A 14,729-nucleotide genomic window follows, 5' to 3' on the forward strand; every position below is an offset into this window, starting at 1 on the left:
AATCGCGGCAATCTGCGTCGCCGCCCTCCTGCTGGCGTTCGCCCAGTCGCCCGGGCGCATCGCCGCCGACACCAAGCTCGACCTGACCGCCAACCCGCTGGGATTCCTGTCCCGGGCCGCGCACCTGTGGACGCCCACCGCCCCCCTCGGCCAGGTCCAGAACCAGGCCTACGGCTATTTCTTCCCGCACGGCGCATTCTTCGCGCTCGGCCACCTGTTGCACATCCCACCGTGGATCACCCAGCGTCTGTGGTGGGCGTTGCTCCTGGCCGTCGGCGTCGTCGGCATCGTGAAACTGGCCGAGGCGCTCGGTATCGGCTCGCCCGGTTCACGACTGCTGGCCGGCGCGGTGTTCGCACTGAGCCCTCGGGTGCTGACGACGATCGGCTCGATCTCCTCGGAGACCCTGCCGATGATGCTGGCGCCGTGGGTGGTGCTCGGCGTGGTGACCGGGTTGTCGTCGACGACGGTCCCGACCTGGCGGCTGGGCCTGCGGGCCGCGGTGCCCATCGCGTTGATGGGCGCGGTGAACGCGGTCGCGACGGTGGCCGCCACCGCGGTCGGCGTGCTCTGGTGGGCCTTGAGCTACCGGCGTGCCGATCGCCGACGATGGGCCCGCTTCGGCGCCTGGTGGGCGGTGGGCGCGGCGCTGGTGTGCGCGTGGTGGATCGTCCCACTGGCGTTGTTGTCGCGGGTGAGCCCGCCGTTCCTCGACTTCATCGAGTCGTCGCGGGTGACGACGCAGTGGTCGTCGTTGACCGAGGTGCTGCGCGGCACCAGTTCGTGGACGCCGTTCGTCTCCCCGGAGCGTGTCGCCGGCGCCATCCTGGTGACCCAGCCGGCGGCGGTGTTGGCCACCGGCGTGTTGGCCGCGGCCGGGCTCGCCGGGTTGACCATGTCCGCCCTGCCCCGACGACGCGCCCTGGTCGCCGTCCTCGGCGTCGGGCTGGCGTTGATGTGCCTCGGGTTCGCCGGCCAGTGGGGCTCGCCGGTTGCCGAACCCATCCGGGACTTCCTCGACGGCGCCGGGGCACCGCTGCGCAACCTGCACAAGTTCGACCCCTTCCTGCGCATCCCCCTCGTCCTCGGTATCGCCCACCTGCTCGCGCGGGTCCCCCTCCCCCCGGCCGTGCCGGTCGGTGAATCCCTCGCCGGATTCGCCCACCCGCAGCGCTCGCGGCCGGTCGCGGCGGCGATCGTGCTCCTCGTCGCACTATTGGGGGCGGGCACCCTCGCCTGGACCGGTGGGCTGGCGGGCGACGCCACTTACCGTTCCCTGCCCGGCTATTGGCGCGATGCCGCGACCTGGCTCGATCGCGCCAACGACGACTCGGGCACGCCGGCCCGGGCGCTCGTGGTCCCCGGCTCGCCGTTCGCGCAACAGTTGTGGGGCACCACCCGCGACGAGCCGATGCAGGCGCTGGCCGCCTCGCCGTGGGCGGTGCGCGACGCCATTCCGCTGGTCCCGCCGACGGCGATCCGCGCGCTCGACGTCGTGCAGCGCGACATCGCCGACGGCCGTGCGTCGCCGGAGTTGGCGCCGCTCCTCGCACAGATGGGCGTGGGGTATGTCGTCCTGCGCGCCGACCTCGATCCGCGCGAATCCCGCTCGGCACGACCATTGCTGGCCCAACAGGCCCTGCTGCAGTCACCGGGCCTGCGCATGGTCGCGCGTTTCGGCCCGGAGGTGGCCCCGACGGTGGTGCGGGGCGTCGTCGTCGACGACGGATTGCGGCCGCCGCTGCCGGCCGTCCAGATCTTCGCCGTCGACGCGCGGCTGTTCCCCGGCACCGGCCCGGTGCTCGCCGATCTCGCCTCGATGCCCCGGGTCCAGGGCGGCCCGGAGGGGGCGCCGGCCGGGCGCCTGTCAATCCTCGACGAGGACGCGCGCACCGCCGGTCTGCCACCGGCGCCGCTGTGGGTCACCGATTCGCCGACCGACCGGGAGACCGATTTCGGCCGCGTCGACGACAACCGCTCGGCGATCCGTTCGCCCGGCGATCCGCGGCGCACGAAGAACGCCGTCGCGGACTATCCGGCCGGTTCGGCGAGTTCGGCGGCGAGTTCGCGCGGGGCCGAACCACCGCGCGTCGTCGGACAGTGGTTGCTCGACAACGCCCCCGACCAGGTTCGCGTCCGCGTCTCGTCGTCGGCCGCCGATGCCACCCAACCGGGCCAGTCGGCACCGGCCCGCAGTGCCGCGGCCGCCTTCGACGACGACGGGTCGACGTCGTGGGCCAGCGCGGGCATCGACCGCGCCGTCGGGCAGTGGATGGCGCTCGAGTTCACCCGCCCCCGCGCCAACCTCGCGGTCACGGTCACGACGTCGAAGGCGCTCGGCCCCGACGTGACCGGCATCCTGGTCACCACCGACCACGGCACCGCGGTCGCCACCGGCGTCAAACCCGGCGAGCCGGTGACGGTCTCGTTGCCTCCCGGGGCCACCGAACGCATCCAGATCCGGGCGATCTCGACCACGAACGGCGGTGCCGGGAACCAGTTCGCGCTGGCCGAGGTATCGCTGGCCGACCTGGCTTCGGGCCAGCCGCTGCGGATCCGCCACCGGGTGGTCCTCCCGCCGACGCCCCACGGCGCGACGGTGGCCGGGTGGTCGTTGCGCCAAGAGCAGCCGGGGCGGGCCGAATGCGTCGTCGGCGCGCCGAGCGTCAGCGCGCCCGGTCGGGTCCACTGCTCGCCCGGGTTGGCCGTGTCCCCCGAGACCCCCGGGGCCTTCTCCCGGGTGTTGTCGGTGCCGAGTCCCCGACGGGTCGCCGCGACGGTGACCCTGCGCCCCCGCCCCGGCGACGGGCTGAATCGGCTGTTGTCCCAGCCCGGCAGAGTCGTGGCCACCGGGGAGTCGGCGGTCGCCGACCCGCGCGGATCGGCGGCCGCCGCCGTCGACGGGGACCCGACGACGACCTGGCTCGCACCCGAGGCCAGTGCGGAGACGACCGCCGCGCCACCGAAGGACGGCAAACACCGCAAACGGTCGAAGGAGGCCAAGCGGGCCCGGCTCGAACTGCGCCTCCCCGCACGGCAACGCGTCGAGAAGCTGGTGCTCACCTCACCCAGGGGCTATCCGGCGACGACCGTGGAGGTGGCCGTCGACCTCGGCACCGGGGAACAGATCCGCCGCGTCGGCGCCGACGGGACGGTTGTCCTCGATCCCGCCGTCACCGACCGCATCGTGCTCACCGTCCGGCGCGGCAGCGACCTGATCAACGTCAACAACCTCGGCTTCGCCCGCACCGCCCCGGTCGGGATCAGCGAGATCGCCATCGTGCCGGGCGCGCCGATGCCGGCCGCCGACGACGGTCGGCCCGTCCACCTGGGGTGCGACTTCGGATTGACCCTCAACGTGTCCGGCCAGGTCGTGCCGCTGCAGGTGAACACGAGTGTCGGGGCGCTCCGCTCGGGTGCGCCGGTGCGGGCTGCGCCCTGCGGCCCGATCCTCCTCGGCGCCGGCGAGCAGGAACTGACGGTGAACCCGGGCCCCGGGTTCACCGTCGACGGAGTCGACTTATCGACTGCCGTCGACGGAGTCGACTTATCGACTGCCGTCGAGGGAATCGACCTCACGATCTCTCCGTCGGACACCACGCAGGCACCCCAACACCCGACCACGCCGCGCTGGGATGCCACCCGGCGCGAGGTGAGGGTCGACGCGGCGCATGTCGCCCGCGTCCTGGTCGTCCCGGAGAGCGCGAACCCCGGTTGGCGGGCCCGGCTGGGCGGCACGGACCTGACCGCGGTGACCGTCAACGGCTGGCAGCAGGGCTGGGTGATCCCGCCCGGCACCGGCGGCGTCGTGGCGCTGACCTATCCGCTCGACGGCCCGTATCGCTGGGCCCTGGGACTGGGACTGTTGGTGCTCGCGGTCGTCCTCGCACTCGCCCTGCTTCCGATTCGGTCCACCCCGTCGCTCGCCATCGGGGACGAGACCGGTCCCGTACGTGGGCCCGCCCTCAGCAGGGTCGGCGCACTCGCCTGCCTCGGCGGATCGTGGCTGCTGGCCGGCTGGTGGGGTCTGGCGGTGTCGGCGGCGGTCGGCGCCGGAATGTGGTGGTGGACCGGGCGTTCCGACGAGACGCGCTGGCGCGGCGCCCCCGTGGTGGCAGCCTTCGCCCTGTTCTTCGCGGCGACCTGCGGGCTGGCCGCCGGACCGTGGCAGTCACCGACCGGCTACACCGGTTTCGACTGGTGGGTCCAAGGCCTCGCGCTGGCCGCGGTCGCCGTGACCGGGTGGCGCGCCGTTAGCGACCAAAATCGTCCGAAATAGGCGGTGTCGAGGGCATATTTCCCTCGACCCCCGTCGATTCGGCTGTTTCTGGCAGCATCGGCGCCCGATCACCGCGGGTGGCCCACCGCCGGATCGGATCTTCGACGAAGGCATAGCTGGCGGCCGCGACCCCGACCGACAGCGCAGCGGTGATCACCCACACCAGGAGGAAGGATCCGCTGAACGGGATGATCCCGAACAGCCCGAACACGACCGCCAGCACGGCGACGTGCCAGATGAAGATCCCGTAGGACCACCGCCCCAGCGTCGTCATGACCGGAGAGGCGAGGAACCGGAACGGTCCGTCGACCAGGGCGAGCGGGGCGAGGATCGCGTACGCCCCGATCGCCCCCAGCCCGATCTTCGTCGCAAAGCCCGCGGCGCTGAGCTCCCCCATCCCGACCGGCCCGGCCAGCGGGGTGCAGGCCAGGCCGTAGGCGACGAGGAAGACCAACAGCATCACCGCGCGGTGCGAGCTCACCGAGCACAGGCGCCGGAGCACCGCGGGCATCGGCTGACCCGATGACCGCCACGCCACCAGCTCCGCCAACAACAACCCGGCGACGAACCACGGCAGGTGGCCGATCAACCAGTTCTGCGGCTCGGTCCCGTCGGGGGCGGGGATCAGCGAGGCGACCGGCCCCCACGCCAGCGCCACCGTGCCGAGCCCGGCGACCGCCGCCGGCCGCCACCGCGCCCGCTTGCCCCGCAGCGACACCAACAGCCAGGCGAGCACGGGCAGCACGGCGTAGAACAGGACCTCGACCGACAGGCTCCACATCTGGGTGAGGCCCGCGGTCAGCGACAGCGGCACGAAGACCTGGGTGAGCGTGAGGTTCGCCAGCCATACGACCGGATCGGTGGTGTGTGCTTCGGGGAGAAGGACGAGGACGACCACGACGACGACGGCGTAGGCCGGCCAGATCCGCCAGAACCGGTGCCGCACGTATCGGATCAGGCTCGGTTCGGGTGCCAACCCGCGCGCGGCCGCGGCGTGGGGCTGCCACAGCAGGAATCCCGACAGCGCGAAGAACAGCGCGACCGCGAGGTCGAGGCGGCCCAACACCGGCCCGACGACCGGCCGGACGACCATCCCGGTCTGGAAGGCGACGTGGGTGGTCAGCACGCCCAGCGCCGCCACCGCCCGCATCCCCTCCATTTGCGGGTAGTAGCGGCGCGTTCCGGTGCCCGTCGTCCGCACGCCCTTCGTCACTGCCAGCGTCGTCACTGCCATCGTCGTCACTGCCATCGTCTCGTCACTGCCATCGTCTCGTCACTGCCATCGTCTCGTCACTGCCATCGTCTCGTCACTGCCATCGTCGACCAGCGTAGAGCGGTACGCTCGCCTGCGTGCCCGATGCCCAACCCACCCGCTGGTCCACCGCACAGCTGCTGACACCGGTGTTGGTGTTCGCCGCGGCGATGCTGGCGACCGTGGCGGTGGCGTCCCCGACGGTCCTCGCGCCCCAGCTCTCGCGGGTCTCACTGGACACGAACCTCGTCTCAGTGGCGACGTCGACGGCCCCGGTGCCCACGCTGGACCGGTGCTCGGTGGACCGTCCGGCGGCCGCGATGCTGCCCCCGCGCCGACTGCTGCGCAGCCAGCGCATCGTCGTGGTCCGGCCGGCGGACCGTCGGATCGCGACGGTCCAGGCCAGTACCGCGCTGCGCCGCGACGACGCCGACGGCGGCGGATGCGCGAGCCCGGTGCTGATGGCCGCGGTCGACCGGGTGACGGTCGAGCGCACCACCGCCGCACCGACCGGCGAATCGAGTATCCAAACCGATTCCACCCGACCGGCGGCGCTGCTGCCGCACCGCGACGGCCTCACCTACCTGGCCGCCCCCAACACCGGGACCGAACTGCGGTTCTTCGACCCGGTGACGCGGCGCAGCGTGCCGCTGGTGCCCCTCGGAACCGATACCGTCGACGGCCTCGACGTCACGCGGATGCGCGCGGAGATCCCCGACACCGACCTCGCCGCCCTGCCCGGCGCCGACCCGCACAGCCGGATCACCAAACCCGGTGCCTGGTTCGGCTGGCCGGGGGCGAACGTGACCGCCGACTCGCACCAGCGGGGGAGCTACACCCTGTGGATCGACCAGAAGTCGGGACTGATCGTCGACGCGGAGATCGCCGTGACGCGCGAGTACCGCGCCGGCGACCGTCGACTCACCGAGTTCGACGCCACGCTGCGCTACGACGCCAAGACCCGCAAGACCCTGGTGGCGGCGGCCCGTGCGCAGGCCCGACCGATATGGCTCGCGAGGCGGGTGGTCCCCCTGGTCGCGGGTCTGCTGGCCATCGCCGCCATCGCGGGCCTGCTGCTGCACCGGCGTCGCGAGCCCCGCGGCACCGAACAGGGCGTTGCCGGAGACCGACCGTGAATATAGGGTAGGCATACCTTACTTAGGGGGTATGGCATGGCCGCAATCGGCTCGCGTCTGGCAGACATCGTCAGCGACCTGGTCCTGCGCAACGCCGAGGTCCGCGACGTCGCACCGGTGGCACCGGGTTTCGTCCGGGTCACCCTGACCAGTCCCGGCTTTAGCAGCTCAAACTGGTCTCCCGGGATGAAACTGCAGCTCCGCGCACAGCGCGGCGGCTTCCAGTTGCGCACGTATACGCCCGTCAGCTGGGACAACGACACCGCGTCGACCCAGGTGATCGGCTGGAATGCCGACCACGGGCCGGGCGGCCGATGGTTCGGCGAGGTTGCGGTGGGCGACGTCTGCGAGGTCTTCGGCCCGCGCCGCTCGCTGCCCCTCGGCGATCTCGCCGACGACGCGGTTTTCGTGGGCGACGAGACGAGCATCGGACTCGCCAGCGCCTTCCACGCGCTGCGCCCCCACGCCTTCCACGTGTTCGAATCCGTCGACCTCGCGGCCCTGACCGCCGCGCTCGACGCCCTCGGCCTACCGGCGGCACAGCGGGTCGTGGTCGCCAAGGACGACGACCGCGGCGCACTGCTGGGGCACCTGCGAGACCACGCCGCCGACATCAAAGACCCGTTCGACATCGTCGTCACCGGCGATGTGGCCACCGTCCGCGCGGTCCGGCGCAGCGCCCGCGAACTATCGGCGCGGAAGGTCCACGGGAAGGCCTACTGGGCCAAGGGCCGCGCCGGCCTCGACTAGGACGAGTCCGGAGCGGGACGAGGCTAGAAGCGGCCGCCGACGCCGATCCGGCCCGAGCTGCTCGACCCGCCGAACGAACCCGGCGAACGGCCCTCGTAGGTGTAGCCGTCGCCGCCGCGGCGGGCTCCGCCGGTGTCCAGGCGGCCCCCGCCGCGCAGGAAACTGTCGACGAGGATTCCGCCGAGCACCGCGCCGATCGCCGACGCATCCCCGCCCTGGGTGGTGGGGCGCTCGGTCTGCTGCCACGACACGACGTCGGCCTGGGCACTCATCAACGCCTCGTCGGCGAGAGAACCGGCCCGGCGCGCCTCGTCGATGGCCGCCGTGGTCTCGGCCTCGGGCCGCGCCTGGGCCGAGGCGAGAAGCCGCTCGGCCTCCGCGAGCCGGGTCCGGGCCTGCGTCTGCACGGCCCCGCGCCGCGTGGCGATGAAGTCGCGGGCGGCGGAGACTTTGCCCTCCGCCGCGGCCGTTCCCCGCTCGCGCAGTTCGACGTTGCGCTTGCGCAGGCTGACTTCGGCCCGCCCCGCGGTGAGTGCCTGGTCCAACTCGGCATCGCACTCGACCAGTGCGTTGAACGCGCCGAACGGGTCGGACTCGACGTTGGCCGAGGCATAGTCGAGGGCCTCGCGCGCCGCGGCGACCGCTGCGGTCAGCTCGGGCGTGGCGGTGAGGCCCTCAGCCTCCTTGAGCTCCCCGGTGACCTCGTCGATCAGCCCGGGCAGCCGCGTGGCCGCCTCGCCGATCGCGGCGTCGGCGTTGGCGATCGCGTTGAGCAGTTTGTCGGCCTGGGCCACGGCGCCCTCGGCGGCACGGATGGCCGCGACCGCGGCCCCCTGCCGACCGGCCGGTTTGGTGACGGCCTCGCGACCGTCGTCGACGTTCTCCTCGGCGAAGGCGATCTGTTTCTCCGCGAGCTCCACGTTGTGCGAGACGGCTTTGACCCGGGCCTCCCCGTGCTTGGCGATCAGCACGGCGAGCGACGCCTCGGCGGTTTGCGAGCGGGTCTTGAGGTCGACGATCCGGCGGGTCAGGTCGTCGAGGCGGTCCGGCGCACCGAGAAGGAGGTTGCGCATCTCGTCGAAGGCCCGCACCTGCTCGTCCAGGGCGCCGTCGACATCGTGACAGGTGGTGATGATCTCCACGAGCATCGAGCGCCGCTCGTCGGAGGTCTCTTCGATCGCGTCGTCGAGGCGCTGGCGCAGCACGAAGGAATTGGCCACGCCGCGCTGTGCCGCGTCGAGGGCGGCCCGAAACGGTGCCGTGGCCTGCTCGCCGAACTCGTCGACGGCGAGGCGCAGTTCCTCGGCGCTGGTCCGCACGGCGTTGTCGGTGTCGGTGAGGATCTCCTTGGACCACTCGTCGAGCACCTCGATCGACTGGGATCCGAGCTGGTCGACGGTGAGTTCGTCGGAGGCCTGGCGCAGCGAATCGATCTGCGCCTTCGCCTCCTGTTCCCGGCGCCGCCGCGTGTACAGGTAGGCCCCGCCGCCAGCGACGACCGCCGTGCCGCCGACGCCCGCCGCCACGTAGGCGGCCGTGTTCGACGGGGAGAGCGCCTTGTCGATCCCGTTCGCCGCGCCGACCCCGGCCGCGGCCCACGCGCCCTTCTTCAGTTGCGGTTCAACGTCTTTCGCCGCGACGGCATTGACCTTTTCCTGGGTGAGGCCTTCGGGGGCCGACAGGTAGTAGCGGTGCGCGTCGGTGGCCACGGCGAGCAGAACGTCGCGCTCGGTGAACTCGCTGGCGGTGACGACCTGAGCCGACCAGTCCGCGGCGGTGAGGTTGCCGAAGTTCTTCACGTAAACCACCCACAGGCTCAACCCGCGCTCGGTGTAGAGGTGCTCGATGGCCCGTTGCAGCTCGGCGCGGTCCGCGGCGCTGATCACCCCGGCCGGGTCGTGGATCTGCATCTGTTCGGGCAGGGTCATCGGGGGTTCGGCATGGGCCGCCCCCGCCCCCGCCATCCCGACGAACGCCGATGCGAACACGACGATCGCAGCGGCGAGCTGGCGGAGGATCAAACGAGCGAAAGCCATGGGTTCAACATAGTCCGTCGCCGTGGGATAGTGGCGCGATGACGGCGTGGCGGGGCTCGGCGCAGTGGGATGCCGTCGTCGTGGGATCCGGACCCAACGGGCTGACCGCGGCGGCGACCCTGGCACGCGCCGGGCGGCGGGTACTGGTCGTGGAGGCCGCCGACACCGTGGGCGGGGGAACCCGCAGCGCCGAACTCTTCGAATCCGGTGTCGTTCACGACCTGTGTTCGGCGGTCCACCCGTTGGGCCGCGTCTCGCCGGCCTTCGCCGAGCTGGGCCTGGCCGAACACGGGTTGACCTGGGCCACCCCCGAGGTGTCCCTGGCCCACGTCGTCGACGAATCGCGCGCGCTGGCCGTGTTCCGCGACTCCGGCGCCACCGCGGCCGGCCTCGGCGCCGACGGGACGGCGTGGCGCCGGTTGGTCGAGACCGCACCCGATCGGCTGGCCCCACTCGTCGACGAGGTGCTGCGGCCGGTGCGCCTCCCCCACCGGCCGCTGCTGATGGCCGGCTTCGGGGCGCGGGCACTCCTGCCCGTCGACGTGTTCACCCGCGCGTTTCGCGACGAGACGACCCGGGCGCTGTTCGCGGGCGTCGCCGCGCACGCGATCATGCCGATGTCGGCGCCGGCCTCGACCGGTCCGGGGTTGCTGCTGCTCGCCCCGGCCTCGGTGACCGGGTGGCCGATCGCGGTCGGCGGATCGCAGGCGATCGCCGATGCCCTCGTCTCCTGTCTGCGGGCGGCCGACGGGGTGATCGAGACGGGCCGCCCCATCCGGCGGTTCGAGGAGCTGCCACCCGCGGCGCAGTACTACTTCGACACCTCGGCACGCGACCTGGCGGCCATCCTCGGCGACCGGCTGGCGCCGCGCGCACGGCGCCGCTATGAACGGTGGCGGTATGGGCCCGGGGTCTGCAAGATCGATTTCCTGCTGTCCGAACCGATCCCGTGGCGCACCGACGCCCCGACCCGGACCGCGACGGTCCACGTCGCCCGCGACTACCGCCAGATCGCCGACACCGAAGCCACCGTCGCCCGCGGCGACCACCCGGGCAGACCCTGGCTGCTGGCGGGGGAACCCACCCGGATCGACCCGACGCGCGCGGGGGCGACCGGTCGCCACACCGCCTGGGCGTACTGCCACGTGCCGCACGGGTCGTCGACCGACATGGGCCCGGCGATGATCGACGAACTGGAGCGCTGCGCACCCGGCTTCCGCGACGTCATCCTCGCCTCCCGGGTGACGACGGCCGCCGGGCTCGGCGACTACGACGCCAACTACGTCGGCGGCGACATCGCGTCGGGTGCCACCTCGCTGCGGCAGATCCTGGCCCGGCCGCGGTGGCCGGTCAACCCCGTCGCACCGAACCCGTATGCCACCGGGGTCCCCGGGGTCTACCTCTGCTCGTCGGCCACCGCACCGGGCGGCGGGGTGCACGGCATGTGCGGCTACCGGGCGGCGCGCTTCGGCCTGGCGCGCTGACCACCCCTCAGCGGTCGGCGGCTGCTGCCGCCGGGGCCTCCTGCTTGCGCAGGTAGATGCTGGAGAGGAAGGAGGCGGCGATGATGAACACCCCGGTCAACCCGGTCACGACCTCCGGGATGTGGTGGCCGATGGAGACCAGCAGCATGACGGCCAGGGCGCCGATCGCCCAGTGCGCCCCGTTCTCGAGGTAGACGTACTCGTCCAGCGTGCCACGGCGGACCATGAAGACGGTGAGCGAGCGGACGAACATCGCCCCGATGAGACCGAGGCCCAGCGCGATGATGATCGGGTCGGCGGTGATGGCGAAAGCGCCGATCACCCCATCGAAGGAGAAGGACGCGTCGAGGACCTCGAGGTAGAGGAAGAGCATGAAGGCGGCCTTGCCGGTGACCACGGCCGCTTGGCTGGGTCCGGTCCGTGCCGGCGACCCCTCGAAGTCCAGGGCGTCGGCCATCGGGGCCTCCTCCGGCGGCTCGATGTGGAAGTAGTTCGAGAGCCCGTTGACGAGGAGGTAGGTCAGCAGACCCAAGATGCCGGCGACGAGCACGACGTGGCGCTGGCCGTCGTCGGCGAGGAACTGGGCGGTCCCCACCAGGGCCACCAATGCGAGGATCACCGAGGCCTGGGCAACCCGCCCCATCCGCTCCAGCAGCCCTTCGATCCGCCTCATCCACCGGCGGTCCTTCTGGCCGAGCATGAAGTCGAGGAAGAGCATCAGCAGGAACATCCCGCCGAAGGCGGCGATCTGCGGGTGGGCCGCGGTGATGATCGACTCGTAGGTGGGACTGCCGTCGGTGGGCGGGTTAAGGGCCAGGCGGATCGCCTCCACCGGCCCCAACCGCGGGTTGGTGGTGGCCCAGACGATGAGCAACGGGAACACCAGCCGCATGCCGAAGACCGCGATGAGGATGCCGACGGTGAGGAACATCCGCTGCCAGAACGGGCTCATCTGGCGCAGGATCGAGGCGTTGATGACGGCGTTGTCGAAGGACAGCGAGATCTCCAGGATGCCCAGGATGAGGACCAGTGCGACGGCCTGCGCGGCCCCCAACGGGGAGGTCAACCCGTAGAGGTAGGCGGCCACGACCGCGGCGATGGAGACGAAGACGGACAGCCCGAAGATGCGGAACACGGGTTCATTCTCTCAGGCGGTATGCCCCGAACGGGCGACCTGTGGGCCCAGCGCCGTCCGGGACCGCCCAATCCCGTTCCGCTCCCACTACTCTGAGATCGATGGCTCCGCGATGGCCCCTGGTGGGGAGGGTGAGTGAGGTCGCCCGGATTCGCAGCGGACTCGACGAGGGGGTCCGCGCCGTTCTCGTGTCCGGACCGGCGGGAATCGGCAAGACCCGGCTCGCCGAGGAGGCGACCACCGGCTCGCGGACCGTCCGCCGCGTGCGCGGCAGCGCGGCTATCTCGACGGTCCCCCTCGGCGCGTATGCGGAGTACCTGACCGGCGGCGAGGCCGATCCCGCCCTGCGGATCGGGCAGTTGATCGCCGCCTTGTCCAGCCCGCCCGGCGAATCCCTCGTCGTCGTCGATGATGTCCAAGAACTCGACCCACTCTCCCTCGCGGTCACCCGCGCCCTCGCGCAGTCCCCGTCGGTACCGGTGGTCCTGATCTGGCGGACCGGCGATGAGGAGGCGGGTCCGGACCTCGCCGACCTGTTGCGTGTCGACGGCCTGGACCGGATCGAGCTGGCACCGCTGCCGCGGCCGGAGGTCGACGCACTCGCTCGAACCGTCCTTGGCCCCGACGTCGATGACGAAGCCCTCGCCCGGCTGTGGCACCGCTCGGAGGGCAACCCCCTGTTCCTCACCGCATTGTTGGCCGACCCCGACGCGGCGCGGGAGGTCGACGACCCCGGCCGTCACCTGCCCACGACGCTGGTCGATCTCATCGCCACCCGGTTGCGCCCGCTGTCCGCCGAGGTTCTCGAGGTGCTCGACCTCGTCGCCCTCGGCGACCCCCTCCCCCACTCGGTGCTCACCGGGATCACCGGGGCCGCCGCGGTGGAGGCGGCGGAGTCGGCCCGGTTGATCCTCGTCACCGACGCCAGCGCCGAGCGCGGCGCCGGTGTCCACCTCGCGCACCCGCTTTACGGCGAGGTCCGGTTGGCCACCGTCGCCGAATCCCGGCTGCGGCGCCTGCGTACCCGGCTGGTCGAGGCGCTCGCGGCCGACTCCGCCACCGACGGAGCCGCCGCGGTGAAGCGTGCACTGCTGGCGAGCCGATCCGATGCGCCGGACCTGGATGCCGCGCTCGTCGACGGGTCGGTGGGTGCGATCGGGCTGGCGGCGCTGCCCCTCGCCATCGATCTGGCGAGCCGGGTCGGCCCGGGACCGCACCTCGCCGCCGCACAGTTGACGGCGGCGCACGCGATGACCGTGCTCGGTGACGCCGACGGCGCCGAAACCATGTATGCCCGGATCTCGGCCGCGGATCTGACTGCGCCGCAATGGGAATCACTGCTGGTCCTGATGGCCTACACCAGGCTGTGGAGCCGCAACGATGCCGCCGGGGCGGCCCGGGTCCTCTCCCGTGCGACCGACGCGCAGGCCGGGACCGCGGCCCTGGCCGCCGAGGCCATGCTGCTGACCGCGGCCGGCGCACCCCGCGAGGCGATCGGGCTGTTTGCCCGGTTCCACGCCGGGGCCCCGCAGAGCGAGCAGGCCCGCATCACCGTGGCCTGGGCCGAGCTGACCGCCCTGGCGGAGACCGGCGCGATGAGCGAACTCGACGACGTGATGCGCGCGGAGACGGTGCGCGCGGAAACCTCGGCCCTGATCGGCTATTGGCGCCTGACCCTGGCCTTCCCCCACCTGCGCGCCCAGAAGCTCGCGGGCGCACCCGATTTGGCCCAGCGCGCGTGGGAGACGGTACGCGCCCAGGTCCCTCCCCAGCCCGGCGCGGTCACGGGCTGGTTGACCGGCTTCGATGGAATCGCCGCCAGCGCCCGCGGCAACCTGCGCGCCGCGGGAGCCGCGCTCGACGAGGCACTCGCCGAGTTCGACGCCGCGGACTGCGGGCCCGAGATGTGGTTCGGCTTCGCGTTGGAACGCGCCGAGGTCGCCGCACAAGCGGGTGACCACGAGGTCCTCACCGCACTGTTGGAACGGCTCAGTGCCGGCGACCATGCCGGCTATGCCTCGATGCGGCCGCTGTGGCAGGCCGTCGCCTCCTGGTCTGATGCCTTGGCCGGTGCGGTATCAGCAGCCATTCGGCAGTGCCTCGACGCAGCGGAATCCGCCCGGGCCGCAGGACAATCCGCGTTTGAGGTGTACTGCCTGCAGACCGCGGTGCGCTTCGGTGCGGCCACCGCCGCCGAGAGGCTGGCCGCACTCGCCGAGGCGCTGCCCGACCTTCCCCGGGCCCGGTTGGCCGCGGTGCACGCCGCGGCGGTGGCGGCCGCCGACGGCGCCGCGTTGATCGCCAGCAGCGAGGAGTACGAGCGATACGGCCTCCTGCCCGAGGCGGCCGACGCCGCCGCACAGGCCGCGACGGCCTACCGCGGCGAGCAGCGGTCCGGGTCGGCGCTCACCGCCACCGAGCGAATGCAGTCGCTGGCCGACCAGAGCGGCGCGAACACCCCGGCCATGGCGGCCGTCGTCGCCGACGACGGGCTCACCGACCGGCAGCGCGAGATCGTCCGGCTGGCCGCAAACGGCCTGTCCAACAAGGAGATCGCCGAACGCCTCGTCGTGTCCGTCCGCACCGTCGAAGGCCACCTCTACCGGGCGTCACAAATTCTCGGCGCGCCGGTGCGGGGTTCGTAACGATCAGCACCC

At 72.3% G+C, this 14,729-nt stretch carries 8 protein-coding genes; 5 read left to right on the plus strand and 3 right to left on the minus strand.

Annotated features, from left to right (window positions below; translation table 11 throughout):
• Window position 1: 1 nt before the first annotated feature.
• Window positions 2-4,279, plus strand: a complete 4,278-nt coding sequence (locus nbrcactino_RS16560) for a DUF3367 domain-containing protein (RefSeq protein ID WP_161928595.1) — start codon at window positions 2-4, stop codon at window positions 4,277-4,279.
• Here nbrcactino_RS16560 and nbrcactino_RS16565 read toward each other — a convergent pair.
• Window positions 4,254-5,513: an acyltransferase family protein gene (locus nbrcactino_RS16565; RefSeq protein WP_186343413.1), complete on the minus strand. Its 1,260-nt coding sequence runs from the start codon at window positions 5,511-5,513 to the stop codon at window positions 4,254-4,256. The two genes, nbrcactino_RS16560 and nbrcactino_RS16565, sit on opposite strands and share 26 nt — an antisense overlap.
• Before the next feature lie 116 nt (window positions 5,514-5,629).
• Here nbrcactino_RS16565 and nbrcactino_RS16570 point away from each other — a divergent pair, with 116 nt between their 5' ends.
• Together nbrcactino_RS16570 and nbrcactino_RS16575 are read left to right on the plus strand one after the other, a co-directional pair.
• Window positions 5,630-6,667 carry a PorA family protein gene (locus nbrcactino_RS16570; RefSeq protein WP_161928567.1) on the plus strand — a complete coding sequence of 346 codons (1,038 nt, stop codon included), beginning with the start codon at window positions 5,630-5,632 and terminating at the stop codon, window positions 6,665-6,667.
• 36 nt (window positions 6,668-6,703) lie between these two features.
• Window positions 6,704-7,417 carry a siderophore-interacting protein gene (locus tag nbrcactino_RS16575; RefSeq protein ID WP_161928305.1) on the plus strand — a complete coding sequence of 238 codons (714 nt, stop codon included), beginning with the start codon at window positions 6,704-6,706 and terminating at the stop codon, window positions 7,415-7,417.
• 23 nt (window positions 7,418-7,440) lie between these two features.
• On the opposite strand, the gene nbrcactino_RS16580 is transcribed toward nbrcactino_RS16575, so the two are convergent.
• The gene (locus nbrcactino_RS16580; protein WP_161928306.1) at window positions 7,441-9,453 is read right to left on the minus strand and encodes a TPM domain-containing protein; all 2,013 of its coding nucleotides are present in this window, start codon (window positions 9,451-9,453) and stop codon (window positions 7,441-7,443) included.
• A gap of 38 nt (window positions 9,454-9,491) precedes the next feature.
• Between nbrcactino_RS16580 and nbrcactino_RS16585 the strand changes: the two genes are divergently transcribed.
• A complete protein-coding gene (locus nbrcactino_RS16585; RefSeq protein WP_161928307.1) occupies window positions 9,492-10,937 on the plus strand; it encodes a phytoene desaturase family protein in 1,446 nt (481 codons plus the stop codon).
• Between the two features lie 7 nt (window positions 10,938-10,944).
• Here the strand turns inward: nbrcactino_RS16585 and nbrcactino_RS16590 are convergent, their stop codons facing one another.
• Window positions 10,945-12,072: a DUF475 domain-containing protein gene (locus nbrcactino_RS16590; protein ID WP_161928308.1), complete on the minus strand. Its 1,128-nt coding sequence runs from the start codon at window positions 12,070-12,072 to the stop codon at window positions 10,945-10,947.
• A gap of 131 nt (window positions 12,073-12,203) precedes the next feature.
• On the opposite strand from nbrcactino_RS16590, the gene nbrcactino_RS18450 reads away from it, so the two are divergent.
• Entirely contained in the window at window positions 12,204-14,717 is a 2,514-nt protein-coding gene (locus nbrcactino_RS18450) for a helix-turn-helix transcriptional regulator (protein ID WP_161928309.1), read from the plus strand.
• The last annotated feature ends 12 nt before the right edge of the window (window positions 14,718-14,729 follow it).

This window comes from Gordonia crocea (genome assembly GCF_009932435.1).
Lineage (GTDB): Bacteria > Actinomycetota > Actinomycetes > Mycobacteriales > Mycobacteriaceae > Gordonia > Gordonia crocea.